This window comes from Corallococcus silvisoli (assembly GCF_009909145.1).
GTDB lineage: Bacteria > Myxococcota > Myxococcia > Myxococcales > Myxococcaceae > Corallococcus > Corallococcus silvisoli.
In genome coordinates this window covers 401120-426770 of record NZ_JAAAPJ010000008.1, presented here as the reverse complement: position 1 = coordinate 426770, position 25651 = coordinate 401120, and the positions used below count along the sequence as shown (strand labels likewise).

Sequence of the window (25651 nt, the reverse complement as noted above, 5' to 3'; positions counted from 1 at the left end):
CCCTCCTCCCCTCTTCTTCTGCTGGGTACCTGAATGCTCAAGACCTTCATTTCACGGCCCATCTTCACCGCCATGCTGATGCTGGCGGTGGTGGTGTTCGGCCTGTTCGCCTATCCGAAAATCGGCGTGGACCAGTTCCCCGACGTGGACTTCCCCGTCGTCACGGTGACGACGGTGCTGCCGGGCGCGGACCCGGAGTCCATGGAGAAGAACGTCTCCGACCCGCTGGAGGAGGCCCTCAACACGCTCAACGGCGTGGACGTGCTGAAGTCCATCAACCTGGAAAGCGTTTCGCAGATCGTCGTGCAGTTCAAGCTGTCCACCAAGGTGGACATCGCGGCGCAGGACGTGCGCGACCGCGTCCAGGCCACGCTCAGCAAGCTGCCGGACGAGGTGGAGACGCCCGTCGTGGAGAAGTTCGACATCGGCGCGGCGCCCATCATCACGCTGGCGCTCGCGGGCGCCCTGCCGGTGGAGGAGCTGACGCGCGTCGCGGATGACGTGGTGAAGCCGGCCCTCCAGCGCCAGCAGGGCGTCGGCAGCATCGACATCGTCGGTGGCCGGGAGCGGGAGATCCAGCTCGTGGTGGATCCGCAGCGGCTGCGGGGCTTCGGGCTGGCCATCAGCGACGTCTCCCAGGCGCTCAAGGCCCAGAGCCTGGACGTCCCGGGTGGCCGCAGCATGGACAACGGCCGCGAGCGCGTGGTGCGCCTCACGTCCGAGGCCAAGAGCGTGGAGGAGATCCGCAACATCATCATCACCAGCTCGGGCGGCTCGCCCATCCGCGTGCGCGACATCGCGGAGGTGGTGGACGGCCCCGCGGAGCAGCGCTCGGGCGCGAAGAGCGGCGAGCGCAGCGCGGTGGCCATGGTGGTCCGCAAGCAGTCCGGCTCCAACACGGTGCAGGTGGCGGACCTGGTGAAGGAGTCGCTGGACGAGATCAACAAGAACCTGCCGGCGGGCGTGCAGGTGGAGACGGTGACGGACAACGCGCGGTTCATCCGTTCGTCCATCCACGCGGTGCAGGAGGACCTCATCCTGGGCGGCGTGCTCGCGGTGCTCATCGTGTTGGTGTTCCTGCGCAACCTGCGCTCCACCGTCGTGGCGGCCATCGCGCTGCCGGTGTCCGTCGTGGGCACGTTCGCGGTGATGGCGGCGCTGGGCTTCACCTTCAACATGATCACGATGCTGGCGCTGACGCTGTCCATCGGTCTGCTCATCGACGACGCCATCGTGGTCATCGAGAACATCGTGCGTCACATGGAAGAGGGCGCCACGCCCATGCAGGCCGCGCTGGAGGGCGCCGGACAGATTGCCCTCGCGGTGCTCGCGGTGACGCTCGCCATCGTGGCGGTGTTCATCCCGGTGGCCTTCATGGACGGCATGATCGGCAAGTTCTTCTACCAGTTCGGTGTCACGGTGGCGGTGGCGACGCTCATCTCCTACGTGGTGTCCATGACGCTCACGCCCATGCTGTCCTCGCGCCTCTTGCGTGAGCACGGCCACCCGACGGGCCTGTCCGCGTCGGTGGAGAAGGTGCTGGTGGGCATGGAGAACGGCTACCGGAAGATCCTGGGGGGCATCCTGCGGCACCGCGCCCTCACGATGATCGTCGCGGTGGTGGTGCTCTTCGCCACCTTCGGTCTGGCCCGGTTCCTCAAGTTCACGTTCATCCCCGAGCAGGACAACGGCAACATCAAGCTCACGGTGGAGCTGCCCATCGGGTCCACCATCCAGGAGACCCAGGCCCAGCTGGACAGCATGGCGGCCCAGGTGCGGGCGCTGCCGGGCATCGACTCCACCTTCACCACCGCCGGTGGTGGCGTGCAGGAGGAGGTCCACAAGGGCGAGGTCCTCATCAACCTGAAGTCGGTGAAGGAGCGCGCCTTCAAGCAGAGCGAGCTGAAGGCCTACCTGCGCGAGACCATCCATCCCCCCGCGGGCGTGACCGTGGCCGTGCAGGACGTGGCCGCGGTGGCCGGCGCGGGCTCGCGCTCGCAGCAGGTGCAGTTCAACCTGCGCGGTGACAACTGGAAGGAGCTGACCGAGTCCGCGGAGAAGATGCGCAAGGAGATGCTCAAGAACCCGGGCCTCACCGACGTGGACATGACCTACCGCTCCGGCAAGCCGCAGTACGACGTGCAGGTGGACCGCGACCGCGCGGCCACCCTGGGCGTGCCGGCCGCGTCCCTGGGCGCCACGCTGCGCGCCTTCCTGGGCCGCGACAAGGTGCTGGACTACCGCGAGGGCGGCGACACGTACGAAGTGAAGCTGCGCCTGCCTCCAGAGACGCTGGCGTCCGCGGACTCGCTCGGCCAGCTCGCCGTGCGCGCGCCGTCCGGGCAGCTGGTGGAGCTGCGCAACCTGGCGCGCATCGTCCCCGCCGAGGGCCCGGTGCAGATCGACCGTCAGGCGCAGAAGCGGCAGATCACCATGCTGGCGAACCTGAAGCAGGGCTACGCGCTCTCCGACGCCATCTCCTACATGCAGGGCTACGCCGCCAAGGAGCTGCCCAAGAGCGTCACCGGTGAGCTGGAAGGCAACGCGAAGGAGCTGGGCAAGTCGGTGGCCGCCTTCGGCACCGCCCTGCTCCTGGGTATCATCCTCATCTACATGATCCTCGCGGCCCAGTTCGAGAGCCTCATCCACCCGTTCACGATCATGCTGTCGCTGCCCTTCGCCTTCATCGGAGCCATTGGCGGCCTGCTCATCACCGGCCAGTACATGTCCATGTTCGCCCTCATCGGCGTCATCATGCTCATGGGTCTGGTGGTGAAGAACGGCATCCTCCTGGTGGACTTCACGCTCCAGGTCCGTGAGAAGGGCCGCACCGCGCACGAGGCCCTGCTGGAGGCCGCCCCGGTCCGTCTGCGCCCCATCCTGATGACGACCATCGCGATGATCGCCGGCATGATCCCGGTGGCGCTGGCGAAGGGCGACGGCGCGGAGACGCGCGCGCCCATGGCCATCACCATCATCGGTGGTCTGGTCACCTCCACGTTCCTCACGCTGGGCGTGGTGCCGGTGGTGTACTCGCTGCTGGATCAACTGGCCGCGCGCTTCAAGCGCGACAAGGGCAAGGACCCGGGCTTCGCGGGTGGCGCCGGCCCGGCCCATGGGGGCCCGGTGAACCAGGACCGTGAACGGGAAGCCGCGGCCGCCGCGGCTCGGGTGGAGACGGCCTGATGCGCCGCCCGACCTCCATCACTCCCCCCTCGGAGCTCGACACGCGCTCCGAGGGGCAGGACGAGGCCGCCGACGGGCTGTCTCCGATGGAGCGGCTGATCCAGGAAGGCGACCGGTCCACGCCGGACTCTCGCCGCTTCATCGCCCTCATCAAGGAGCTGGCCTACTTCCGCTCCTTGAGGGATCCGCTGGCGAGCCTCTGCGACGACATGCGGCTCACCCCCACCCAGGTGCACGCGCTGGGGTGGCTGGGCATGGACGGCCCCACCCAGGTGGGGGTGCTGGCCCAGCGCATCGGCATCACCAAGAAGACCATCACCGGGGTGGTGGACCGCCTGGAGGACATGGGCATGGTGGAGCGCGGCCGGGACGCGGAGGACCGCCGCGCCGTCACCGCGAAGCTCACCCACAAGGGCTGTGAGCTCTATCAGGCCATCCAGTTGATGACGGACTCCGGCATCCGGCGCCTGATGGACCTCTTGCCCTCCGAGGACCGCGAGTCGCTGTTCGGCATCATCGAACGGATGATTTCACGGATGAAGGCCGCCGCCTCGGCGCGCTGAATCCGTCCGGACAGGTGCGTGGACGGGCGCGGGCTGCGACACTGCCCGCGCCCATGCTCCCCTCCTTCCTGGCCCTGCTCGGGCTTGGCCTGAGCGCCACTCCCCCACCCGCCCCGTCCGCGCCCGACCTCCTGCGCGCGCAGTGCCGCACGCACGCCGCGGATCCGCGCCACCCCTGGGCGCTCGCGCACGGCATGGACCTGGACGGGAAGGCCTTCCGCGCCCGTGACGGCCGCCCCGCCGCGGACGCCATCGTCGCGGGGTTCCTGCACCGCGAGGCCCCGGACGCGGGGGGCGCCCCGCCGCGCTTCTACTTCGACGCGTTCACCCCGGAGGGCGCGCCCGTGGAGCCACACCCGGCGCTCCAGGTGAAGACCTTCGTGCTCGCGGGCTACCCGCTCACGCACGCGTTCCCCGCGCCCTGGGGCCCGGTGACGCTGCGCGACCTGGTGGCGTCACTCCAGCGCGACTTCCGCCCCGCCCTGGCGTCCTCGCCGGAGGGAGCCTGGGCGCTGGACGCGCTGTCACACGTGCTCAAGCCCGGGGCCTCGTTCGTCAACGGCGCGGGAGAGACCGTGCGCATCGACGCGGTGATGGACACCGCGCTCGGCACGCTGGAGGCCGCGCAGGCGGAGCTGGCCCGGGGGATGAAGGCGGGCCTTCCGGAGGTGCCCAAGAACAAGCAGGGCATCTACGCGCACCCGTGTGGAGGGCTCCACTTCTTCCAGGCCGTCGCGGGTTGGGCGCGCTTCCCCCAGGTCCGCAAGGCGTGGGGCGCGCGGCTGGATGCGCAGGTGGACGTGCTGGTGTACCGGCTGGGTTCGGAGACGCGGCAGTACGAGGCCGCGCTCGCCGCCGCCCCCGCGTACCGCATCCCCGTGCTGGTGCAGATGGTGAAGTTCCACGGGCACTTCCTGGAGGCGCTCGGGCGCTACCGGGACGAGGCAGGCTGGAAGCCCACGCCCGGGCAGGCCCGCGCGGTGGAAGCGGCCCGTGCGGCCCTGGAGCGCGCCACCCTCCTGCTGGAGGCCACCGGCGCCTTCCGCGACACCGCGACGCTGGCTCGGACGCAGCCCCAGCTCGCCCTGGACCTGGTGGGGGACGCGTGCCACGCGGCGCGCGGCTGGGACCTGTGGGGGGCCCCGCCGGCGAGGTGAAGCGCGGACGTCACGGGCCGTCCGAGCGCTGCCCTCCTGGCCGCAGCCTACGGAGTCCCGCCGACAGCGCCGCGCGCCCGGAGGCCATCCACCTTCGGCCCCGCTGGCGCGCGACCATCACCGAGCCCAACACGAGCCGCTGGGCGCGCATCTGGAAGAGGTCCGCGCGCAGCTCCATGGGCGTCACCGTGCGGATGCGGCCCTGCTCATAGGCCTCGGTGATGGCGCGGCGCTGGAGCTTGCCGCTGCTCGTCTTCTGGAGCTGGCCGTAGCGGATGAAGAGGACGTCCTGGGGCGCGAGCGTCACGCCCACCGACTCCAGCACCGACTGGCAGACCCGCTGGCGGCTCTGCTCCATCCGCTCCAACGCGGACGGGTGGTTCACCTCCGCCAGCACCACCAGCCGGCCCTTCACCTGGATGACGGCGGTGCGGCCCGCGCGGATGAAGGACAGCCGCTCCACCGCCTGTTCGAAGTCCGCGGAGAAGAAGCTCTGGCCGTTCACCTTGATGCGGTCGTTGATGCGCCCGGTGATGAAGAGCTCGCCCTCTCGCTGGAAGCCCAGGTCTCCCGTGGCGTAGTAGCCGTCCTCTCCACGCAGGGGGCGGTCGTCCAGGAAGTACGACGGCGCGAGGCTGCCACCGCGCAGCTCGATCTCCCCCATCTCGTCCTCGCCGCACACGCGGCCGTCCTCGGCGCGCAGGCGCACCTCGAACTCCGTCAGCGGCCGGCCCACGGAGATGGCGGGCTGGCCATTGGGCGCGGTGATGACGCGCACCATCTGGCCCGGCGGCACGCTCGCCACCATCAGCACCGTCTCCGCCATGCCGTAGCACGGCATGAAGACGTCGCGCCGGAGGCCGCACGGGGCCAGCAGCGCCAGGAAGTGCTCCAGGTTGGGGATGTTGATGGGCTCGCTGCCCAGATAGATGCTGCGCACCCGCGAGAGGTCCAGCCGCTGGACGGCCTCCGCGTCCAGGTCCTTCAGCGTCTTGAGCGCGTAGTCGATGGCGAAGTTGGGGATGACGGAGCCCATCACCTTCTCGGAGGAGATGAGCTCGAACCAGCCCACGGGATCCATCAGGAAGGAGGCCGGCTGCGACAGGAGCAGATCATTGCCCACCGCGAGGCAGGTGAGCAGCCCGCCGATGAGCCCCATGTCGTGATAGAGCGGCAGCCAGCTCGTCACCCTGTCCTCGGACGTGCGTCGGTCGTGGCGGGTGATCATCCGCAGGTTCGCGGCCAGATTCTCCTGGGTGACGGGGACGCCCTTGGGGAACGACGTGGACCCCGACGAGAACTGCACGAACGCCAGCTCCCCCGGCGCCACCTCCCGGAGCCGCGCGCCCGCGCGCGTCGCCCCCGCGGGAGGCAGCGGCAGCCGCTCCAGGGGCAGCTCCAGGCCCGCGAGGCTGGGGGCGTCCAGCACCAGGGAAGCGCCGTAGCGCTCGTGGATGCGCGCGAGGAAGTCCCGGTAGGGGCCCTTGGGCGTGCTCAGGATGTATGGCTTCACCGACAGGGGCACCGCCCCCAACTCCATCAGGCCCAGGAAGGCGAAGATGACGGCCGAGGAGGTCTCGAACGGGAGCACCACGCGGGTGCCCGGCGTCACGCCCCGCGCGCGGAAGTGCTCCGCCGCGGCGGCCACCCGCGCGGGGAAATCCCGGTAGGGAACGACCTCCGGCGGGCCGATGAAGTCGTCATAGAGAAACAGCCCACGGCGCGGATCCGCCGCCTCCAACCGCTGGATGATGTCGAGCATGTGGACTTCCCTCCTCGTCAACCTTCAGGGCGCGGACGCCACCTGGCGCATCCACGCGAGCACCCGGGGCAGCACCTCGCGGCGGGCGCGCTCCCCGCGCACCACGTCGAAGTGGCCCGCGTCCCAGCTCAGTCCCTGCGCACGGCCCAGGACGGCCAGCACCTTCTTCCCACCGCCCAGGTGCTCCACCAGCTTCTGGGCGCGCCGGGGCGAGGCATGGAACCCATCCGCCGCGCCCACGCCCGCGAACACCGGCAGCGTCACCTTCCCCAGCGCGCCCCAGTAGTCCGTCGCGCCATCCGCGCTGCGGAACGCTCCGGTGGGCGCCCAGTCGGTGAACTGCCGCATCACGCCCGCGGGCTCGTCCCAGGGGCCCTGCTTCAGGGCCTTCGCCGGGAAGCGGCCCAGCAGCCCCGCCACCGCGGTGGAGAACCCCAACTGGAAGCGCTTCTTGAGCCCGCCGTCGCTGTAGTCATTCACCGCCGAGGACAGCGTGCACACGCCGGCCAGCATCGCCTGGGCCTCCAGGTCCAGCCCCAGCGCCGCCAGCACCGCGTAGCCGGCCATGCTGTGGGCCAACAAGAACAGCGGTCCCGAGTGGCGCGCGCGCACGGCTCGCACCAGGTCCGGCACGTCATGGCGCACGTAGGTGTCGAAGTTCCAATCGAACGCGCGCGTCTGGGGCCAGCGGCTCTTGCCGTGCCCGCGCAGCGACGCGACGTACGCCGTGCAGCCCTCGTCCACGAAGGAGCGCGCCGGCCCGTCGCCCTGCCCTCCCAGGAAGAAGCGCCCGTCGGAGAACAGTCCCGGGACGAAGAGGATGCCGGGCGTGGAGGCAGGGGCCGCGGCCAGGCTCGCCTCCACGACGTGCAGCGCGTGGCCCCCCGACGTGGGCACCCAGAAGTCCTCCATCAGGGCGGCGTCGGGCTTCGTGTTCGTGCTCATGGACGAGACTCCTCCGAGGGGACCACGGGGCCGCCCGCGGCGGCGAGGAACTGCTGGAGCGACGCGAGCGAGCGCGTCCGCGCATCCAGGAACGCCACGCTCACCACCGCCTCCACCGCCAGGGGTCCGTCCCCGGAGAGGAACACGCGCTGGCGGAACCGGGCGCGGTAGTTCAGCCCCTCCACGTCCAGTTCGTCCTCGGCGGGCGACTCCAGCACCGTGTGCACCCGCACGTCGCCCGGGGGAATCTCGCGGCGGTAGTCCACCTCCACGCGCGACACCACCGCCACCACCGCGGCGCCGCGCTTCAGCCCCTGCCGCTCCAGCCAGGCCCAGCGGCCGGCCTCCAGGTACTCCAGCACGGTGGCGTTGTTCACATGGCCCAGCGTGTCCAGGTCGTTGGGCCGCACGCGCAGCGTGAGCGAGGACTCTTCGAAGTGCACGGGGATGTCCTTCTGGCCGCGAGGGGAACCACGGCGACTTCAGGGAGACGGAGCGCGCGTCACGAGGACCACCGTCGAGACGAACCCTCCGCTGTGGGACAGCGACACGGCGACCTGCCAACCCTCGCGCGAGAGGCGCTCCGCGAGCGCGCCGTGGAACTGGAAGCGCGGCGCGTGCCGGGCATCGTGGACGAGCTCGGCGTCCGTCCAGAACCAGTCCTCCATGGCGGGCAGCGCCTTGAAGAGCGCCTCCTTGGCGCTGAAGCCCGCCGCCAGGCTCTGCTTCGGGGACGCGGAGTGCTCGAAGTAGGCGAGCTCCGCGGCCGTGAAGAAGACGTCCGGCTCCAGCAGGGACCGTGCATCCTCCAGCTCCGAGATGGCCTGGAGGTCATGGCCCAGGCCCATCAGCACCCGACGAGGTCCATCCAGGTGTCTTCGACGCTTTCACGCGACGTCACGGTGATGCCGGTGATGCGCTTGAGCGCGTGGAAGATGAGCTGCTCCTTCTTGCGCAGTGACTCCGGGACCTCGAAGCCGTCCCGGTGCTCCAGCTGATCCCACCAGTTGACGTGGGTGTCGCGAGACTCCACCCGCTCGCGCTTGCTGCCATGCACCTCTCCGCCGTCGCGCAGGAACAGGTGCGCCACCGCGAACGCCTCCTTCGCCTGATAGCCACCGCTGTCCACCAGCGCCTTGGCGAAGGCGATGAAGTAGTTCATGTGCTGGATTTCGTCCGCGGCCACCTGCTTGAACAGCGCGCGCAGCCCCGGATCCTCGACGCGCTGCGAGCACTGGCCGTAGTCCACCGCCGCCACGACCTCCGAGATGGCCAGCAGCGTGAGCGTGCGCAGCATGTCGTCGTCGGGGAAGACCTTGCGGAACTCGATGAAGGTGGCGTCCGTGATGGGCTCCAGCCGCATCACCGTGGACAGGCGGTTGAACGCCGTCTCGTGGTGCGCCTCCTCCTCGTTCCAGTAGCGGCTCCACGTGCCGCACGCCTGCATGATGGCGGCGACCGTGGGGTCCTTCTCCTGCCAGCGGCGGCACTCCGCGTCCGCCAGGCGCTCCAGCCGGTCAGCGCCTGGCTTCGTCGTCAGCTCCGCCCGCCCGGCGTTCCACACGAGGTGCCGGTCGGCTTCTCCCAGGCGCTCGAAGTCCACCGCCGCCAGCATCTCCATCACGCTCCAGCGCCGCGACTCGTGCAGCCGCTGCTGCTCCCACGCCAGGTCCACCAGCGACAGCCCCCGTTGCGTGATGGCCTCGTACAACTCCGCCATGATCGCCGGACGGCCCTCCTGCGCCTGCGCGCCCGGAGTGCTGCTGGGCCCGTCCTCCAAGTCCTGCTCGAGGCTTCCCGCCTGGATGCTCATGCCGACTGTCGCCCCGGGTTCGAGACCTCGGCCATGAACACCTCCAGCACCTTTGATACCGGTGTATCAAGTGACAAGGCAGGCAGTCGTACTCGCAGTCCATACTCCTTGCGCAACCCGTTGGAGGTGCGGGCAAAGGCTTCCATCAGATCGACGCTGTTGGTCATGCGCTCCGAGCGGGTGATGAGGGCCGCGAGCGTCAGGTCGTCGGAGAACAACTCCGCCACTGACAAACCCACGTTTTCTGCGAATTTCTGTCGGATATAGGACTCGAGCTCCTGCGCGTCGGGCACGGGGGACCTTCCTTCCCAGGGCTTGAAAGTCGTTTTCCCAGTCAGAAACCAGGAAAGATCTAACTGTCGCTCCTGAACTGTCAATCGGCAACGGGTCACTTTGGAGCCGCGCGGGAATACGGATCCACGCACGTGTTCTCACGGTGTTCATGCAATGAGACGCGAGATTTCCTCGGCTGTGAAACCTGCTTCTTCCAGGATGACGCGGGTGTGTTGTCCCAGCGCGGGCGGTGGACGCAGTGCGACGTCGCCCATGCGCAGCGGCGTGAGCAGGTGCGTAACACGGATGCCGCGCTGCGCATCGTCCGCGTCCACGAAGAGGCCCCGCGCGCGCAGCTGCGAGTCCGACAACACGTCGTCGCCCTCCGCCACCGGCTCCACGCACAGCTCCGCGCCAGCGAGCCGTTCGCGCCAGTGCGCCATCGGCTCGCTCGCGAAGATGCGGGTGAGCTCTGACTTCACGCGAGCCCCCGCTTCACCGCCCGTGTATGCGTCATCCAGCAGCTCCGGGCGGCCCAGCCGGGCGCAGAGCGCGCCGAAGAACTTGGGCTCCAGCGCTCCCACGGCGAGCCAGCGATCATCCGCGGTGCGGTACAGGCCGTAGCTGGGGTAGCCGCCGTTGAGGGGCTCGCTGCCGCGGGCAAGCGGCGTCCCCGCCTCGCCAGTGAACAGGCGAGCGGCTAGGTGCAGGTGGAGGAACGCGAGCGCGCCGTCCGTCATGGAGACATCCACGAAGCGGCCCACGCCGGTGCGCGCGCGCTCGTGCAGCGCGGCGAGGATGCCCACCAGCGCGAAGAGGCTGCCACCGCCGATGTCCGCCACCTGGACGCCCGGGAACGCGGGCGCGCCGCCCGCCTCGCCGCCGTAGCCCAACAGCCCCGCGCGGGCCACGTAGTTGAGGTCGTGCCCCGCCTTGAGCCGGTCCGGCCCTGTCTGCCCATAGCCGGAGATGGCGCAGTAGATGAGCCGCGGGTTCCTGCGCCGCAGCACCGCTTCGCCCACGCCCAGCTTGTCCATCACGCCCGGACGGAAGCTCTCCACCAGCACGTCGTAGCCGTCCACGAGGCGCAGGAGCGCCTCGCGTCCCTCCGGCGTCTTCAGGTTGAGCGTGAGCGAGCGCTTGTTGCGGTGCAGTCCGTAGAAGAGCGCGCCCTCGCCGTCGCGGTGCGGCGGCATGTGCCGGGTGGCGTCCCCCACGTCCGGGTCCTCCACCTTGTCGACGGTGGCACCCAGGTCCGCCAGCACCAGCGTCGCGTACGGGCCGGGCAGCAGCCGCGACAGGTCCAACACCCGCAGGCCGGCGAGAGGAGAGGACGGCTCGGACATGGAAGGGGACTCCAGGGGGAGGGGCACGACATGACGACGGCGCGTCCCCTCGAGGGTGACGCGCCGTCGGTACGACCCGAGACGGAGGGTGTATCAGCCGAGCAGCTTCGCCAGCTTCATGGCGAGGCCCATGTCCATCGGCTTGAACTTCAGCTTGCCCTGCATGGCGGCCATCTGCGCGTTCAGCTTCTTCTCCGTGATCTTCACGAAGTCGTCGTTGCTGACGGTGACCGTCATCTTGGACGCGCCATTGATGCCCTCGGACACCCAGCCCTCGGTCTTCGTGGTGTCCAGCGTCCACTTGCCGCCGCCCTCACCCGAGACGTCGAAATGGATGACGGCGTTGATCTCCTTCGCCAGCTCCGGCTTCGCCTGCAGCCGGTTGGGGATCTCCGTCTCGATGATGTCCTTCGCGGTCGCCATGACTCGCTCCTTTGATCAGCGTTGATTGGTGAATCAAGCCCGCGCGGACCGTAATGGCGCCCCTCCGCCGGGTCAAGGGTGGGCCGAGGCGCTGTCCTCAGACGCGCGACGTGTCCACCGAAGGGCCCAGGGAGTGTCGCACCATCGACAGCAGATCGTTGAGCTCGAAGGGCTTGGCCAGATGGCCCACCGCGCCAATGTCCTTGGCCTTGCTGCCGACGTTGCGGTCCGCGCTGAGGACGATGAGCGGGATGCTCGCGACGGACGGCTGCTTCTGTCGCATGCGCTGGGCGAACTCCCAGCCGTCCATCACCGGCATCATCAGGTCCAGCAGGATGAGGTGGGGAGGATCCGGCTCCAGCCGCTCCAGGGCCTCCTTGCCGTTGCGCGCACGGCGGATCTCGAAGCCCTCGGCCTCGAGGATCTCCGAAAGGGCTTCCAGGATGTCGGGATCATCGTCCACGACGAGAACCACGGGCGCGCCAGAGTGCTGTGCGTTGAGCGAGGTCAGAGGTGTCTCCTCGATGCCGCTACCAGGGGCCGATCATCCACCATCAGCGGACCCACTGGCGCAAGAAATTTAGGGGGCCTCTCCGGAAGCGGGAGCCCGTTGCAAAACCGACAGTCACTGCTCACCCTTCCGTTGACCCGAAGCACGGACAGGGGAGGTCCGCGTGACGTGGATGGGGGAGACATCCGGAGCCACCGAGCCGACGCCTGGGCTCGTGCTGCTGCCCCGCCAGGGGGTGCCGCGCCTGCTCGGCCCCCTGCTGCTGGAGTACCTGGGACTGGACGCCCTGCCCCCCCTGTCGGGGACGGACGGCATCGACGGGTTGATGACGGCGGCCGGCTTCCACCAGCGAGACGGAGCCCGGGACCTGTGGGAGCGCGAGGAGCGCGCGGTGCGGGTGGGCGAGGAGCTGCTGGCGGAGGGTGGGCGCCTGGTGTGGGTGCTGCCGGAGCCATGGAGCGCCGCGGAGGCGCCCAGGCCCGAGGGGCGCGTGGCGGAGCGCGTGCGCTACCTGTCGCTCGCGTCGCATGACCTGCGCGGCTCGCTGGCCAACATCCGCTCGTACGCGGCGCTGCTGCTCAACGGGCGCGTGCCGCTGGAGCCCAAGGCGCAGCGCGGGTTGGAGACCATCCTGCGCAACGCGGACCGGGCGCTCGCGTTCGCCCAGGACTTCTTCGACTCCAGCCGCGCGGACCTGGGCGCGCTGGCGTGCGAGCGCGAACGACAACCGCTCCTGCCCATCCTGGCCGCCGCCGTGGAGCGCATGCGCGCCGCCGCGTCCGCCGCCAACGTGGCGCTGGTGATGGACCCGCTGCCGGACCTGCCCGACATGGAGGTGGACGCGGGCCGCATCCAGCACGCGGTGGAGGCCTTCGTGCACCACCACCTGGGCCACGCCCAACCGGGCGAGGAGCTCCACGTGCGGGCCACGCCCCAGGGGCACCAGGTGAGGGTGGAGGTGCGCCGCGACGGCGCGGCGGTTCCGGAAGAGGACACCTCCGCCATCTTCCAGTGCGAGGAGCGCGCCTTCCGCGAGCGCAAGCTGGAGGATCCGCTGCGCGTCTTCCTGGCCCGGCAGGAGGTGGAGGCCCACGGCGGCCAGGTAGGCGCCCAGGCGGACGCGGGCGGCAGCACCCTGTTCCTCACGCTCCCCGTGCCCCTGACCAGAGACGTGGGGCAGCCAGCAGGCTGGCAGGCGTAAGCCGCCCACGCGGGAGTTGCTAGCGCGACCCACCTCCCCCCGGTATGCTCCTGCGCGCATTTCGCGAGGAGCGAAGCCATGGGTTTGAAGCTTCCTGAGATTCTGTTGATTTTCGCGGCGCTGCTGCTGCTGTTCGGCGGCTCGCGGCTGCCACAGCTCGGCTCGTCCCTGGGCAGCGCGCTCCGCAACTTCAAGCGCGGCTTCTCCGGTGACGAGAAGGACGAGGCCAGCGACAAGAAGCAGGGCACGCTGTCCGCCACCTCGGGTGTGGACAAGGACGTCGCCGCCAAGTCGCCCAGCCACCACGCCTGACGCCGCGCGGGAGGGCCCACGAAGGCCCTTCCCCGGGACATGGACGCTGAAGGCCCTGACGCCCGTACCGCGGACCGCGTGAAGCAGTCCATGGACGGGCGTCGGGCTTCATCATGCAATGCATGCCGCGCGCTCCCCTGGGCGGTCCGGGGAGCGCGGGCGGGCGGGCCTAGTCCGCCACCTTCGCGCCTTCGTACATGGCGTCGATGGTCTTGATGTACTTCTGGCTGGCCACCTTGCGCTTCACCTTGAGGGTGGGCGTGAGCTCGCCGGTCTCCTGCGTGAAGTCCGCGTCCATCACCGCGATCTTCTTGATGCTGGAGTACGGGGGGATCTCCGCGTTCACCTTCTTGATGATCTCCTCGACGGCCGTCTTGATCTCCGGCCGCTGGGAGTTCTGCGCGTAGGTGCCCACCGCGATGCCCTTGTCCTCCAGCAGCTTGCGCGCCGGGTCCTCCGCCACCGTGATGAGCGCGACGAGGAACGGCCGCTTGTCGCCGTACACCATGGCCTGGCTGATGAGCGGGAAGGTCTTGAGCGTGTTCTCGATGTTCTGCGGCGCCACGTTCTTGCCGCCCGCGGTGACGATGATGTCCTTCTTGCGGTCGGTGATGCGCAGGTAGTTGTCGGAGTCCACCTCGCCGATGTCGCCGGTGTGGAACCAGCCGTCCGGCTCCAGCACCTCCGCCGTGGCGCTGGGGTTCTTGTAGTAGCCCTTCATCACGCAGGGGCCACGCACGAGGATCTCCCCGTCGGCGGCGATCTTGATCTCCGTGCCCGGCACCGGCGGGCCCACGGTGCCGATCTTGATCTTCTCCACCCGGTTGGCGTTGCACGGAGCGCTGGTCTCCGTGAGGCCGTAGCCCTCCAGCACCTTCAGGTCGAGCAGGTCGAAGAAGTAGGCGATCTTCCGCGACAGCGGCGCGCCGCCGGAGATGAAGATGCGCATGTTGCCGCCCAGCTTCTCATCCAGCGTCTTGCGCACCTTGGAGAAGACCAGCTTCTTCGCCAGGGTGAACATCAGCGAGTTGTACTCGCGGCCCTGCGCGCGCGCCTCCGCGTACTCGTCGAAGAGGCCGAAGGCCCACTTGAACAGCTTGCCCTTCACGCCGGGCGCCGCGGAGCCGTTGGCGACGACGTTGTTGTAGACCTTCTCGAACACGCGGGGCACCGACGGCAGCACCGAGGGGCGCGTCTCCGCCAGGTTCGCCAGCAGCTTGTCCACCGACTCCGCGATGATGAGCCGGAAGCCCAGGGCCAGCCACGCGGCCTTCACCACCTGGGCGAACACGTGCGCCAGGGGCAGGAAGAGCATCACGGTGTCGTTGGGCACCATCATGCCCATGGCCAGGGTGGCCTTCGCCTCATAGGCCCAGTTGCCGTGGGTGAGGATGACGCCCTTGGGGTCGCCCGTGGTGCCGGAGGTGTAGATGATGAGGTTGGTGTCCTCCGACTTCACCTGCGCCACGCGCTCGGCGAAGGCGGCGTCGGTCGCCTGGGGATGCCCCTTGCCGGAGGCGATCATGTCCGCGAGCGACAGCTCCTTGTCGCCGGAGACGGGCCCCTCGAAGACGATGATCTTCTGCAGCGCCGGGATGTCCCCCAGCTTGGAGCGGACGCGGGACAGCCGGCCCGCCTGCTTGGCGTCCTTCTCGTCGGAGTCGACGAGCAGGACCTTCGTCTCCGAGTGGTTGAGGATGTAGCGACACTCATCCGGCGTGTTGGAGCCGTAGATGGGCACCGTGATGGCCTGCGCCGCGGTGATGGCGAGGTCCGCGATGATCCACTGCAGGCTGGTGTTCGCGAAGATGGCCACCCGGTCCCCGGGCTGAACGCCCTGGGCGATGAGGCCCGCGGCCTGCGCCTTCACGTCCTCCAGCACCTGCGAGAACGTGACGTCCTGCCAGCGCCCATCCTTCTTGTGGGTCGCCCCCACCTTGGAGGCATTCTGGGCCCGCTGAACGAGCAACTGGACGAGGTTCTGCTCCTGCGTCCCGCCCGCCGCGGGAGCCGTCGTGACCTGACTCTCTGCCCTCACTTGAGCTCCTCCTGGATGTCAGCATCCACCTTCTTGGCCCACTGCTGCACACGCTGCCCCTCAGCGGGGTTGTACGCGGTGCTTCCCTGCTTGACCTTCTCGATGGCGGCGCTCGCGTCCTTCGCCTTGCCGTCCTTCAGGAGCGTCTCGGCGAGGTAGTAGTGCGCGCGCAGCGACTGCGGAAACCGGGCGATGGCCTTCTGGAAATACTCCGCGGACTTGCCCAGGTCACGCTTCGGCCACGGCAGCTCATAGAAGTAACGCCCCTTGACCAGCCAGGGACCGCCGGACTCGTACGTCGGGTCGATCTTCAGCGCGGTGTCCAGGCGCTCGTTGAACTTGCCTTCCAGCCCGTCGCCCAGCGCCTTCATGATGCCCACGGCCTGCGAGTAGGAACCAATGCCGCATGCGGCAAAGTAGTGCCCCTCCACGCGCGCCGGCTGGAGCTTCGCGGCCTTGTCACCGGCCTCCCAGGTCTGCTTGCCCAGGACCATCTTCAGCTTCTTCTCCGTGGCGCCGTCCGCCTGCCACTGGAGGATGCGCGCCTTGCGCCACGCGAGGTCGAAGTCCTCCGGCGCCGCCGCCAGGGCGTCCTTGAGCCCCGTCTCCAGCGCCTTCACCGCCTCGGCGTCGTTGCGTCTGGAAAACAACGCGTCGAGCTGCTCGAGCAGCGCTGGCTCCGCCGCCTCGACGGGGAGGGCCCAAAGCAGCCCTAGGGCAAGCAATTTCAGGCGCATCGAAATGCCTTAGCACGCACGCTTGCCTACCATCAACCGAACGCGCCAGACGCAGCGCGGCAAAAAAGCAGACGGGGTCGGCAAGGTGCGAACACCCCGCCAGACCCCGTCGCCGTCCGTGCTTTCTGCCGCTTCGCCGCTTCAGGCCGCGTCGGCCGTGGCGGTGTGCTCCTCGTTCTCGTTGAAGGCGATGAGGTAGCGCTCCAGGAAGTTCTTCGTCTTCAGCTCCACCTGACGGACGCGCTCGCGCGACACGCCCCAGCGCTGGCCCAGCTCCTCCAGGGTGAGCGGCTTGTCCTGCGTGAGCCGCTCCTGGAGGATGTCCCAGCCCAGGTCGCCGATGCGCTTGCGCACCTTCGCGAGGGCGTCCTGGATCTCCGTGTCCTGCTCGCGCGAGAGGAACGTCTCCTGCGGCGAGGGGCCGCCGTCCTCCAGCCGGTCGAGGAAGGTCGTCTCGCCCTCCTCGTCGATGGTGGCATCCAGCGAGAAGTCCACCATGCTGCCGCGCTCCGCCTCGCCGCCGCGCACCTGGCTGCGGTTGTCCTTCAGATAGCGGGTGATGTAGGCGCGGATCCACCACACGGCATAGGTGGCGAAGCGCACGTTCTTCTTCGGATCGAAGTGCTCGATGGCCTTCATCAGGCCCACGTTGCCTTCCTGGATGAGGTCGTCCAGGCGGGCCCCGCGGTTGGCGAACTTCTTCGCGACCGCGACCACGAAAGCGAGGTTGGAGCTGGCGAGCGTCTGCCGGGCGCTCTCGTCACCCTTGCGGGCCTGGCGGGCCAGCTCATACTCCTGCTCACGGGTGAGCTGCTGGTGCCCCCCCAGGTGACGCAGGTAATGCGAAAGGCCCTCTGCCGCGTACTTCGTCGAGTTGGCCATGATTTCCCGTCCTTCCGTTCGTAACTGCCGGACGCGATGAATCCCCCGACGAACCGCGTCCACCTGTCACTAGGACGCGCAACGACGGAAAGGGTTTCTCATTCCTGCCAAGAAGGGCATTTCGCCCGCTTACCCTTGTCAAAAGCCCGTCACGCACTCGTCCCCGCGGGCCTCGAGAGGTGAGGGACGCGACGGGTGGGACAGCACCTACGTTTCCGGCCACGAATTCTTCAACGCTTGGGAGCGGGGAAGATTTTCTCGGGGTTGAGCAGCCCTGATGGATCAAAAAAGGCCTTCAGGCGTCGCTGGAGGTCCAGCAGCGCGGGGGCCTGTTCCAGCGCCAGATATTCCCGCTTGGCGTGGCCCACGCCGTGCTCACCGGTGATGGTGCCCCCCAGGGAGACCGTCAGTTCCAACATCCGACGAAGAGCCTCCTCGACGAGCGGGCGTTGGTGGGGACCGTCGTAGAGGATGTTGGCGTGCAGGTTGCCGTCACCCGCGTGGCCATACGTGGCCACGGTGAGGCCCAGCGATTCTCCCATCTGCTTCAGCCGCTCGATGATCTCGGGAATTTTCGAGCGGGGGACCACGATGTCCTCCGAAATCTTCGCGGCCTTGAGCGCGCGCAATGCCGGAGAGATGACCCGGCGCGCGGCCCACAACCGTTCGCGCTGGGCATCGTCCTGGGCCACCAGGGTCTGGGTGGCCCCGTGCTGGTCGCAGATGCCTCCCAGGAGGTTCAGCTCCGCGAGGACACCCTCGGGTGTGTTGCCGTCCACCTCGGCGATGAGGGCCGCCCCCGCGTCCGGGGGGAACTGGAAGCTGCCCCGGTGCACGATGGCCTGCACGGCCACCTCGTCGATGAGCTCCAGGCAGCGAGGCAGGATGCCGGCGGCGAGCACCGCGGAGACGCCCCGGGCCGCGGCCAGCACGGAGGGGAACACCACCAGCGCGGTCATCACCTGGCGCGGCAGGGGAATCAGCTGCACCGTGATTTCGGTGGCCACGCCGAGCGTGCCCTCGGAGCCGACGAAGAGCCCCACGAGGTCATAGCCCGCCACGCCCTTGATGGTGCGCCGGCCCACGCGGAGCACCTCGCCGTCCGGGAGCACCCACTCCAGGCCGATGACGTAATCGCGGGTGACGCCGTACTTGAGGGCGCGGGGGCCGCCGGCGTTCTCCGCCACGTTGCCGCCCAGGGTGCAGAACTCCCAGGAGTTCGGGTCGGGTGGATAGAAGAGGCCCTGCGCCTCCACGGCCTTCATCAAGTCGCCCGTCACCACGCCGGGCTCCACCACCGCGGTCAGGTCCTCCGTGGAGATGGAGCGGATCCGGTTCATGCGCTCCAGGCTCACCGCCATGCCGCCCCTCAGGGGCAGCGAGCCACCGCTCTTGCCGCTGCGCGCGCCACAAGGGGTGAAGGGCACGCCGTGCGCCTGGCAGGCCTTGAAGATGGCGGACACCTGCGCGGTGGTCTCCGGCAGGAGGACGGCGTCCGGCGGATAGACGCCGCTGTCGGATTCATCGCGCGCATAGGCCGCGAGCGAATCCGCGTCGCGCTTCACCTGTCCCGCCGCCAGCACCTCCGACAAGGCCTCCAGCACCTGCGTCACGCGCTCGGGCGCGACCCGTTCGAAGGTCTGGGCGGCGGGATTCATCGCCAGGCCCCCGGGCGAGCGCCCAGCCGGGCCCACAGCTCGCGGCGCAGCGGGCCGTCACGGCGCAGGCGGCCCTCGTAGGCCTCCGCGTGGGTGACGGCGTCGCGCTGGTGGTCGGCCCGCAACCGCAGACACGCCTGCTCCGCCTCCAGGATGCAGGCGGTGGCGGGGCTGTCGAGCACCCGCGCCAGGGACTGCGCCACTTCACGGGCCAGGTCCTCCTGGAGGATGAGCCGGTGCGCGAAGCAGTCCACAAGCCCCGCGAGCCGGCCGAAGCCCACCACGCGCGAGCCAGGCACATAGGCCACGTGCGCGCGGCCGGTGAAGGGCAGCAGGTGGTGAGGGCACATGGAGTGGAAGCGCAGGTCCGTCACCACGACCAGCTCGCCAGAGGAGTTGGGGGGCGCGGGATAGGTCTTGCCGAGCGCCTCCTCGGGCGTGCGGCCATAGCCGTCGAGGAAGCCGTTCATCCACACGTCGGCCACGCGCTTCGGCGTGTCCACCAGGTTCACGTCGTCCAGGGACAGGCCCGCGGCGGTGAGGAAGTCTCGAACCGCGCGGGCCATGGCGGCGGAGTCGGGACGCGCGGCGCTGGGGGCCTGGGCCTGGGCCTGGGCGGCGGGGGCGCGGCGACGGGGGCGGGAGGGGGGCACGGGCGGCGGAACTCCTGGCGCGGGGGCCTGTGGGTGAGGCTCATCCAACCTAACCGATGCGGCCAGAAGGGACGCCTGGAATGAAAACACCGTTCCCGTGTCCTCGTGTTTCAGGCGCGGCCTCCACGCCAGAGGTTCGTGCGTCGACGTTGAATCGCCACCCCGCCCCACCGTCCGTCACCGGGTCGCCCCCGAGACGTACGCCCCCTGCCTGCCTTGACACTCCCGGGGGCCGACAGTAAGCCAGTCGGGAACCCCAGATGCTTTCGCGCGCCCACACCCTTGCCCGCCTCACCGCGATGCTGCTCGTCGCGCTCTGGGGTATCCAGCCGCTGGGGCTGGTGCTGCACGTGGAGCAGCACGCGCATCGGTTCTGTCCGCAGCACCAGACGTTCGAAGAGGACGCGCGGCGCGCGAACCCCTCGCTGTCCCGCTTCGCCGAGCGCATCTCCGTCATCGCGTCCGTCCCGAGCGCCGTGGCGGATGCACCGGGCCTCAACCACGAGACGTGTCCGCTGCTCACGGCGGCCCCGCAGGCGACCGCGCCGCTCGCGGGAGAGACCCTCGCCGTCTCGGCGTGCGTGGAGAGCAACCACCCGCCCACCGCGCCGCCGCGCTCCTTCGCGCCGCTCGCCGTCCTCGACACCGCGCCCAAGGCCTCGCCTCCGACGCACGCGTAGTCCGCGTGTCGTGTCCGTGAAGCAGGTCATTGGTCGACGGTCGTCGCGGGGCATCGTGCTCCCCGGCCGTCCGGTATCGAGGAGCAGTCACCCGTGTCATTTCTTCCGCGCAGGCATTCCCGCGCCCTTGCCGTCATGCTCGCCGCTCAGCTGTCCGCGAGCGCCGCCTGGGCCCAGCAGTCATCGCCCCCTTCCACCGCCGCCCCACCCGCCTCCGAGTCCCCACCCGAGCCCGCGCCGGCCAGCGATACGCCGGCCCTGAGCCCGGAGGAGATGTCGGAGATCGAGAAGGCACTGGGCTCCGACACGAGCACCCGCGCGCGCCCCTCCGGGAGCACGTCCCCGGCGTCGCCCACCGCCACCAACGACTCGGGCGTGACGCCGCTCAAGCTGCCCAACGCCATCTCCAGCGGCACCAACTTCCTCAACCTGAGCTTCATCCTGGACATGGCGCTGGCGGCCTTCTCCAGCAAGGAGCCCCTGCAGGGCGGAGGACACGACCCGACGCAGAACGGCTTCAACCTCCAGCAGCTGGAGCTGTCCATCGGCTCGGTGGTGGATCCGTACTTCCGCTTCGACAGCAACATCGTCTTCAGCCAGTTCGGCGTCGAGATCGAGGAGGCCTACGCCACCACGTTGGACCTGCCCGCGAACCTCCAGGTGCGCGCGGGCCAGTTCCTCACCCGCTTCGGGCGGATCAACTCCACCCACCCGCATGCGTGGGACTTCGTCGACCAGCCCTTCGTCATGAGCCGCGTGTTCGGCGCGGAGGGCAACCGGGGCCTGGGCGTGGAGGCGTCCTGGCTCACGCCGCTGCCCTGGTACGTGGAGGTCGTCGGCAGCGCCACCGACGCCAAGGGAGAGGCCACGGCGCGCAGCTTCTTCGGCGCGACCCCGGAGCGCGTGCTGTCACCGCTGGACTTCCAGCTCACGGGCGCGGTGAAGCAGTTCTTCCCGCTGTCGGATGACCTGTCCCTGCTGTGGGGCCTGTCCGCCGCGGCCGGGCCCAACGCCACGGGCTACCGCAACCACACCAGCCTCTACGGCACGGACGTCTACGTGAAGTTCCGGCCCATCACGGAGCAGAGCGCGCAGCAGCTGGTGTTCCAGGCGGAGGTCATCTACCGGCGCCGCCAGGTCCCGGAGGACGTGCTGTCCGACTGGGGCGGCTACGCCCAGACGGTGTGGCGCTTCTCCAACCGCTGGGCCACGGGCGTGCGCTACGAGTTCGGCACGCCCGCGAAGACGCAGGAGGGCCGCGTCGCGAATGATCCGCTCGACCCCGAGTGGATCGCCAACCGCCAGCGCATCAGCGCGTCGGTGACGTTCTGGCCCACCGAGTTCTCCCGGCTGCGCCTGCAGGCCGCCACGGACCGCGTGGGCTGGCGCGCGACGCCGGACTACTCGGCCTTCCTCGCGCTTGAAGTCGTGACCGGCGCCCACGGTGCCCATGCTTTCTGATCCCTTCTTCCGGAGCCCTTCCATGCGTTCCCTTCGCCTGTTCGCGGCCCTGTGCGCCGCCGTCGTCTGTTTCGCCGCTGCTCCCGCGCATGCGGAGCTCAAGGTCGTCGCCACCCTCCCGGACCTCGCCGCGCTGGCGAAGGCCGTGGGCGGGGACAAGGTGGACGTGACGTCCCTGGCGCTGCCCACGCAGGACCCCCACTTCGTGGACGCCAAGCCGAACCTGGCGCTCGCGCTCAACCGCGCGGACCTGCTCATCGCCGCGGGCCTGGACCTGGAGATCGGCTGGCTGCCCACGCTCCAGGTGGGCGCGCGCAACAACCGCATCCAGACGGGCAACGACGGCTACCTGGACGCGTCGCGGCTGGTGAACCTCCAGGAGGTGCCCACGACGCAGGTGGACCGCAGCCAGGGCGACGTGCACCCCGGCGGCAACCCGCACTACCTCTATGATCCGCGGCAGGCGCTGGCGGTGGCGCGCGGCATCGAGGCGCGCATGTCCCAGCTGGATGGGAAGAACGCGGCCACCTACAAGGCGAACCTCGCGAAGTTCACGCAGGAGCTGCAGGCCGCGCAGGCGGGCTGGGAGAAGCGGCTCGCGGGCCTCAAGGGCGTGCCCGTCATCGCGTACCACCGCACGACGGCGTACCTGCAGGACTGGCTGGGCTTCACCACCATCGCGTTCCTGGAGCCCAAGCCGGGCATCCCGCCGAACCCGTCCCATGTCGCGCAGGTGCTGGCCCAGGGCAAGGCGCGCAAGGCGCGGATGGTGCTGAAGGAGGACTACTACCCGGACAGCATCGCGAAGCTCGTGGCGTCGAAGATCCCCGCGGCGCTCGTCACGCTTCCCGGCGGCACGGACTTCCGCGGAGGCCAGACGTACCTGCAGCGCATGGACCTGATGGTGAGCCGGCTGGAGCAGGGCCTCACCGGGAAGGGGGAGTGACGCCATGAAGCGCTTCGCATCCAAGGCCTGGCTGATCCCCCTCGCGCTCGTGTCCGGCTGTGCGTTCGACGCGGGCGAGAACTTCGCGGTGCTGGAGCCCACCGTCGAGGCCTCCTACACACCGCTGCCCCGCCGCGACGCGGGTGACGGCTACCAGGCGCTCGCCTCCGACTTCCAGCTGCGCATGGACTCCGGCGCGGTGAGCCTGGGCAGCATCGACCTGCTGGCCAGCTCCGGCGGCGGGGGCACCACGACGTTCGACCCGTCCTCTCCGCCCCCGGGCTACACGCTGTGCCACAACGGTCACTGCCACCGCGATGACGGGGCGCTGGTGGACTACGCGGACATCGAGGCGGAGCTGGGCGGCGGTGGCGGCAGCACCACCACCACGGTGGCCAACCTGCCCGTACAGACCGAGTTCGACCTGCTCACCCCCCAGACCGTGGGCGTCACCTGCCGGCCGGGCTGTGAGCTGGGACGAACGACGCTGTCCCGCGGACGCTGGTCCGTCACCGCCCTGCGGCTGAGCGGCAGCGTGCGCGATGGCCGCGTTCCGGCGCGCTTCGCGGGGGCGCTGCCCTTCCGCTTCACCGCGGCGGCGACGGGGACGGAGGCCACCCCGGTGGTGCTGCTCACCGGCGACCTGGACGTGCCCGCCGACCGGGACAACAAGCCGCGCGTGTCGCTGGGGCTGAAGCTGGCGCTGACGCCGACGCTCTTCGACGCGGTGGACTGGTCCGCCGTGACGGTGGGCGCGGACGGCGTCATGGACCTCGACGCGCCCGCGAACGCGGCGGTGCGCGCGGCGCTGCTGGAGAAGGTGGCCCAGGTGAGCCCCACCGCGGAGGTGACTCGTGGCGCATGGTGAGCACGAGACGGAGCTGGACCGGGGGCACCGCGCCGCGCCGCCGCCAGAGCCGGGCGAGCCGCTGCTGAAGTGCGAGCAGCTCGTCATCGGCTATGGAGGCAAGGACATCCTGCCGCCCATGGACCTGGTGGTGCGCCGCCGGCAGTTCGTGGCGGTGGTGGGCCGCAACGGCTCCGGCAAGAGCACCTGGTTCAAGACGCTGCTGGGCCTCATCCCGCCGGTGTCCGGGAGGATTGCCCTGGGCGCGCCGCACATCCGCAGCGCGTACGTGCCGCAGATGTCCTCCATCGACTCGCTCCTGCCAGTGCACGCGCGTGAGCTGACCGGGTGGGGACGGCTGTCCGGGTGGAACTTCCTCCGGCCGTTCCCCAGCCGCGCGGATCGCCACAAGGTGGAGGCGGCGCTCGACACGGCGGGCGCGCGCGCCATCGCGAAGCGGCCCTTCCGCGACCTGTCCGGTGGCGAGAAGCAGCGCGCGTTGCTGGCGCGGGTCATCGCCACCGAGGCGGACGTGGTGCTCCTGGATGAACCCACCGCGGCGATGGACGCCGTGGCGGAGAAGCAGACGATGCTGCGGCTGTGCGCGCTCGCGCACGACCGGGGCCTGGGCGTGGTGGTGGTGAGCCACGACATGTCCGTCGCCGCCGAGCACGCCGACGTCATCCTCTTCGTGGACCGCGAGCACCGCTGCTTCGTCATGGGCGATGCACGCACCGTGTTCTGCCACCCCGCCTTCCGCCGCCAGTACGGCGACGACTACTGCCACAGCGCGCCCCAGGGACCCCATCGTGGAAACAACCCTGCTTGAGCCCTCGAAGTGGGAACAGTTCCAGGCGGGCTGGGAGCTGTTCCGCGACCCCATCCTCTGCGCGCTCATCGCCGGGTGCGTGCTGGGCTTCCTCAGCGTCTACGTCGTGCTCCGCCGCATGGTGTTCGTCAGCGCGGCGGTGACGAACACCGCGGGCCTGGGCGTGGCGCTGGCCTTCTTCGCGGAGATCCACCTGGGCGTCCACGTGGACCCGCTGGTGGGCGCCGTGGTGCTGTCGGTGGCGGCCACCCTGCTGCTGATGGTGGAGCCCTCGCACCTGCGGCTGTCACGGGAGAGCCTGCTGGGGTGCGCGTTCGCGTTCGCGGGCGGCGCGGCCATCCTCGTGGGTGACCGCATCGCGCAGGAGGCCCACGACATCCAGGGCATCCTCTTCGGCACCGCGGTGCTGGTGACGCCGGATCAACTCCACGCCGTGGCGGTGGCGGGCGCGGTGCTGATGGTGCTGCACCTGTGGTGGTACCGGGGCATCACCTTCGTGAGCTTCGACCGCGTCGGCGCCACCGTGCAGGGGCTGCCGGTGCGGCTGCTGGACACGGTGTTGATGGTGTCCATCGGCATCATGGTGGGCGTGTGCGCGCGGGCCCTGGGCGCCCTGCCCGTCTTCGCGTTCTCCACGCTGTCGGCCATCGCCGCGCTGGTGCTGGACCTGCGGCTGCCGTGGACCTTCTTCACCGCCACCGTGCTGGGCGGCATCGCGGGCGCGGGCGGCTACCTGTTCGCGTACGTCTACGACTTCCCGGTGGGCGGCTCGCAGACCGTCCTGTCCGGGGTGCTGGTGCTGCTGATGATGCTCGTGCGGCTGGTGCGCCTGCCCTTCCAGCGCAAGGCGTGAGCGGCCCCCCCGCCGTCGTCCCGGTTCAGCGGACGGCGGCGGACACCTTCTTGAACTCGGGCGTGCCCGCGCGGCCCAGCATGTCGAACAGGGCCGACTCCACGGTGAGGACGCGCGCCCCCGCGTCGCGGCACAGCTCCAGGCCCACGCGGCGGTCCTCCTCCGTGCGCGACAGCACCGCGTCCGCCAGGAGGCACGGCTCCCGGCCGCCTTCCGCCAGGTCGCGCGCCGTCTGGAAGACGCAGATGTGCGTCTCCATGCCGGTGATCAACACCTGCTTGCGGTCCCCGAGCACGGCGAGCACGTCCGGCGTGGCGGCGGAGAACTCCAGCTTCTCCAGCGGCTTGAACTCCCCCAGCCGCAGCTTCAGGAGCGAGTGCGTGCGGCCCAGCCCCTGCGGGTACTGCTCCGTGACGATGACCGGCAGACCCAGCGCCCGGGCGCCCTCCACCGCGGCGCCGGTGCGCGCGAGCATGCGGTCCAGGGCGTCGCGGTCCATCGCGGCGCACAGGCGCTCCTGGACGTCGACGACGAGCAACGCGGCCTGCTCGGGCTTCAGGCGGAACGAAGGCATG

Annotated in this window: 26 protein-coding genes; 11 read left to right on the top strand and 15 right to left on the bottom strand. The window is 69.8% G+C overall.

What is annotated here, in order from left to right; genetic code table 11:
- Positions 1-33 precede the first annotated feature (33 nt).
- The 3 genes from GTY96_RS18280 to GTY96_RS18270 are packed head-to-tail and all read left to right on the top strand — an operon-like array spanning position 34 to position 4906.
- Positions 34-3186: an efflux RND transporter permease subunit gene (locus tag GTY96_RS18280; RefSeq protein WP_143901516.1), complete on the top strand. Its 3153-nt coding sequence runs from the start codon at positions 34-36 to the stop codon at positions 3184-3186.
- Entirely contained in the window at positions 3186-3749 is a 564-nt protein-coding gene (locus GTY96_RS18275) for a MarR family winged helix-turn-helix transcriptional regulator (RefSeq protein ID WP_161665370.1), read from the top strand. Before GTY96_RS18280 ends, GTY96_RS18275 begins: the two co-directional genes overlap by 1 nt.
- A 53-nt stretch (positions 3750-3802) precedes the next feature.
- Positions 3803-4906, top strand: coding sequence for a hypothetical protein (locus GTY96_RS18270; RefSeq protein WP_161665369.1), 1104 nt, complete (start codon positions 3803-3805; stop codon positions 4904-4906).
- Between the two features lie 10 nt (positions 4907-4916).
- Here the strand turns inward: GTY96_RS18270 and GTY96_RS18265 are convergent, their stop codons facing one another.
- The 9 genes from GTY96_RS18265 to GTY96_RS18225 form a co-directional block, all read right to left on the bottom strand.
- Positions 4917-6668 (bottom strand): AMP-binding protein, encoded by a 1752-nt coding sequence (locus GTY96_RS18265; protein WP_161665368.1) that lies wholly within the window; start codon positions 6666-6668, stop codon positions 4917-4919.
- Between the two features lie 24 nt (positions 6669-6692).
- Entirely contained in the window at positions 6693-7613 is a 921-nt protein-coding gene (locus GTY96_RS18260; protein ID WP_161665367.1) for an alpha/beta fold hydrolase, read from the bottom strand.
- The gene (locus tag GTY96_RS18255) at positions 7610-8056 is read right to left on the bottom strand and encodes an acyl-CoA thioesterase (RefSeq protein WP_143901525.1); all 447 of its coding nucleotides are present in this window, start codon (positions 8054-8056) and stop codon (positions 7610-7612) included. The genes GTY96_RS18260 and GTY96_RS18255 overlap by 4 nt, the downstream gene beginning before the upstream one ends.
- 39 nt (positions 8057-8095) lie before the next feature.
- Entirely contained in the window at positions 8096-8461 is a 366-nt protein-coding gene (locus tag GTY96_RS18250) for a holo-ACP synthase (protein WP_235685707.1), read from the bottom strand.
- Positions 8461-9426, bottom strand: a complete 966-nt coding sequence (locus tag GTY96_RS18245) for a ferritin-like domain-containing protein (RefSeq protein WP_201756160.1) — start codon at positions 9424-9426, stop codon at positions 8461-8463. Before GTY96_RS18245 ends, GTY96_RS18250 begins: the two co-directional genes overlap by 1 nt.
- The gene (locus tag GTY96_RS18240) at positions 9423-9719 is read right to left on the bottom strand and encodes a hypothetical protein (RefSeq protein ID WP_143901529.1); all 297 of its coding nucleotides are present in this window, start codon (positions 9717-9719) and stop codon (positions 9423-9425) included. Before GTY96_RS18240 ends, GTY96_RS18245 begins: the two co-directional genes overlap by 4 nt.
- Positions 9720-9866: 147 nt before the next feature.
- Complete coding sequence (locus tag GTY96_RS18235) at positions 9867-11045, bottom strand: CaiB/BaiF CoA transferase family protein (protein ID WP_143901531.1); 1179 nt, start codon at positions 11043-11045, stop codon at positions 9867-9869.
- 93 nt (positions 11046-11138) lie between these two features.
- A complete protein-coding gene (locus GTY96_RS18230) occupies positions 11139-11468 on the bottom strand; it encodes an SCP2 sterol-binding domain-containing protein (protein WP_143901533.1) in 330 nt (109 codons plus the stop codon).
- Positions 11469-11565: 97 nt separating this feature from the next.
- Positions 11566-11943, bottom strand: a complete 378-nt coding sequence (locus GTY96_RS18225) for a response regulator (protein WP_143901535.1) — start codon at positions 11941-11943, stop codon at positions 11566-11568.
- Positions 11944-12151: 208 nt separating this feature from the next.
- Between GTY96_RS18225 and GTY96_RS18220 the strand changes: the two genes are divergently transcribed.
- Positions 12152-13180 carry a sensor histidine kinase gene (locus tag GTY96_RS18220; protein WP_143902161.1) on the top strand — a complete coding sequence of 343 codons (1029 nt, stop codon included), beginning with the start codon at positions 12152-12154 and terminating at the stop codon, positions 13178-13180.
- A gap of 78 nt (positions 13181-13258) precedes the next feature.
- Positions 13259-13492, top strand: coding sequence for a twin-arginine translocase TatA/TatE family subunit (locus GTY96_RS18215; RefSeq protein ID WP_143901537.1), 234 nt, complete (start codon positions 13259-13261; stop codon positions 13490-13492).
- 169 nt (positions 13493-13661) lie between these two features.
- On the opposite strand, the gene GTY96_RS18210 is transcribed toward GTY96_RS18215, so the two are convergent.
- The 5 genes from GTY96_RS18210 to folE all read right to left on the bottom strand — a co-directional run bounded on the left by GTY96_RS18210 (position 13662) and on the right by folE (position 19373).
- Complete coding sequence (locus tag GTY96_RS18210) at positions 13662-15530, bottom strand: AMP-dependent synthetase/ligase (RefSeq protein WP_143901539.1); 1869 nt, start codon at positions 15528-15530, stop codon at positions 13662-13664.
- Positions 15527-16267: a tetratricopeptide repeat protein gene (locus tag GTY96_RS18205; RefSeq protein ID WP_143901541.1), complete on the bottom strand. Its 741-nt coding sequence runs from the start codon at positions 16265-16267 to the stop codon at positions 15527-15529. Before GTY96_RS18205 ends, GTY96_RS18210 begins: the two co-directional genes overlap by 4 nt.
- 141 nt (positions 16268-16408) lie before the next feature.
- On the bottom strand, positions 16409-17149 hold the full coding sequence (locus GTY96_RS18200; RefSeq protein ID WP_143901543.1) for a sigma-70 family RNA polymerase sigma factor: 741 nt from the start codon (positions 17147-17149) through the stop codon (positions 16409-16411).
- A 230-nt stretch (positions 17150-17379) separates the two neighbouring features.
- Positions 17380-18807 carry an FAD-binding oxidoreductase gene (locus GTY96_RS18195; RefSeq protein WP_143901545.1) on the bottom strand — a complete coding sequence of 476 codons (1428 nt, stop codon included), beginning with the start codon at positions 18805-18807 and terminating at the stop codon, positions 17380-17382.
- Positions 18804-19373, bottom strand: a complete 570-nt coding sequence (folE, locus tag GTY96_RS18190) for a GTP cyclohydrolase I (RefSeq protein WP_221938237.1) — start codon at positions 19371-19373, stop codon at positions 18804-18806. The genes GTY96_RS18195 and folE overlap by 4 nt, the downstream gene beginning before the upstream one ends.
- A gap of 347 nt (positions 19374-19720) precedes the next feature.
- Here folE and GTY96_RS18185 point away from each other — a divergent pair, with 347 nt between their 5' ends.
- From GTY96_RS18185 to GTY96_RS18160, 6 genes are all read left to right on the top strand, one after another.
- Positions 19721-20140: a hypothetical protein gene (locus GTY96_RS18185; protein WP_143901549.1), complete on the top strand. Its 420-nt coding sequence runs from the start codon at positions 19721-19723 to the stop codon at positions 20138-20140.
- Between the two features lie 135 nt (positions 20141-20275).
- Positions 20276-21601: a zinc-regulated TonB-dependent outer membrane receptor gene (locus GTY96_RS18180; protein WP_186001890.1), complete on the top strand. Its 1326-nt coding sequence runs from the start codon at positions 20276-20278 to the stop codon at positions 21599-21601.
- A 22-nt stretch (positions 21602-21623) separates the two neighbouring features.
- Positions 21624-22547 (top strand): metal ABC transporter substrate-binding protein, encoded by a 924-nt coding sequence (locus tag GTY96_RS18175; RefSeq protein ID WP_161665366.1) that lies wholly within the window; start codon positions 21624-21626, stop codon positions 22545-22547.
- Between the two features lie 4 nt (positions 22548-22551).
- Complete coding sequence (locus tag GTY96_RS18170) at positions 22552-23415, top strand: hypothetical protein (protein ID WP_143901554.1); 864 nt, start codon at positions 22552-22554, stop codon at positions 23413-23415.
- Entirely contained in the window at positions 23402-24223 is an 822-nt protein-coding gene (locus tag GTY96_RS18165) for a metal ABC transporter ATP-binding protein (RefSeq protein WP_370456575.1), read from the top strand. Before GTY96_RS18170 ends, GTY96_RS18165 begins: the two co-directional genes overlap by 14 nt.
- Positions 24204-25076, top strand: a complete 873-nt coding sequence (locus GTY96_RS18160; RefSeq protein WP_143901556.1) for a metal ABC transporter permease — start codon at positions 24204-24206, stop codon at positions 25074-25076. Before GTY96_RS18165 ends, GTY96_RS18160 begins: the two co-directional genes overlap by 20 nt.
- Positions 25077-25101: 25 nt before the next feature.
- Here the strand turns inward: GTY96_RS18160 and GTY96_RS18155 are convergent, their stop codons facing one another.
- The gene (locus GTY96_RS18155) at positions 25102-25650 is read right to left on the bottom strand and encodes an isochorismatase family protein (RefSeq protein WP_143901557.1); all 549 of its coding nucleotides are present in this window, start codon (positions 25648-25650) and stop codon (positions 25102-25104) included.
- Position 25651 lies beyond the last annotated feature (1 nt).

Coding starts and splice junctions, on each gene's coding strand:
- GTY96_RS18260 (WP_161665367.1), bottom strand. CDS start 7,613: ATGAGCACGAACACGAAGCCCGACGCCGCCCTGATGGAGGACTTCTGG.
- GTY96_RS18200 (WP_143901543.1), bottom strand. CDS start 17,149: ATGGCCAACTCGACGAAGTACGCGGCAGAGGGCCTTTCGCATTACCTG.
- GTY96_RS18180 (WP_186001890.1), top strand. CDS start 20,276: ATGCTCGCCGCTCAGCTGTCCGCGAGCGCCGCCTGGGCCCAGCAGTCA.
- GTY96_RS18250 (WP_235685707.1), bottom strand. CDS start 8,461: ATGGGCCTGGGCCATGACCTCCAGGCCATCTCGGAGCTGGAGGATGCA.
- GTY96_RS18185 (WP_143901549.1), top strand. CDS start 19,721: ATGCTTTCGCGCGCCCACACCCTTGCCCGCCTCACCGCGATGCTGCTC.
- GTY96_RS18170 (WP_143901554.1), top strand. CDS start 22,552: ATGAAGCGCTTCGCATCCAAGGCCTGGCTGATCCCCCTCGCGCTCGTG.
- folE (WP_221938237.1), bottom strand. CDS start 19,373: ATGGCCCGCGCGGTTCGAGACTTCCTCACCGCCGCGGGCCTGTCCCTG.
- GTY96_RS18220 (WP_143902161.1), top strand. CDS start 12,152: ATGGGGGAGACATCCGGAGCCACCGAGCCGACGCCTGGGCTCGTGCTG.
- GTY96_RS18155 (WP_143901557.1), bottom strand. CDS start 25,650: ATGCCTTCGTTCCGCCTGAAGCCCGAGCAGGCCGCGTTGCTCGTCGTC.
- GTY96_RS18280 (WP_143901516.1), top strand. CDS start 34: ATGCTCAAGACCTTCATTTCACGGCCCATCTTCACCGCCATGCTGATG.
- GTY96_RS18275 (WP_161665370.1), top strand. CDS start 3,186: ATGCGCCGCCCGACCTCCATCACTCCCCCCTCGGAGCTCGACACGCGC.
- GTY96_RS18195 (WP_143901545.1), bottom strand. CDS start 18,807: ATGAATCCCGCCGCCCAGACCTTCGAACGGGTCGCGCCCGAGCGCGTG.
- GTY96_RS18235 (WP_143901531.1), bottom strand. CDS start 11,045: ATGTCCGAGCCGTCCTCTCCTCTCGCCGGCCTGCGGGTGTTGGACCTG.
- GTY96_RS18230 (WP_143901533.1), bottom strand. CDS start 11,468: ATGGCGACCGCGAAGGACATCATCGAGACGGAGATCCCCAACCGGCTG.
- GTY96_RS18215 (WP_143901537.1), top strand. CDS start 13,259: ATGGGTTTGAAGCTTCCTGAGATTCTGTTGATTTTCGCGGCGCTGCTG.
- GTY96_RS18175 (WP_161665366.1), top strand. CDS start 21,624: ATGCGTTCCCTTCGCCTGTTCGCGGCCCTGTGCGCCGCCGTCGTCTGT.
- GTY96_RS18245 (WP_201756160.1), bottom strand. CDS start 9,426: ATGAGCATCCAGGCGGGAAGCCTCGAGCAGGACTTGGAGGACGGGCCC.
- GTY96_RS18270 (WP_161665369.1), top strand. CDS start 3,803: ATGCTCCCCTCCTTCCTGGCCCTGCTCGGGCTTGGCCTGAGCGCCACT.
- GTY96_RS18205 (WP_143901541.1), bottom strand. CDS start 16,267: ATGCGCCTGAAATTGCTTGCCCTAGGGCTGCTTTGGGCCCTCCCCGTC.
- GTY96_RS18265 (WP_161665368.1), bottom strand. CDS start 6,668: ATGCTCGACATCATCCAGCGGTTGGAGGCGGCGGATCCGCGCCGTGGG.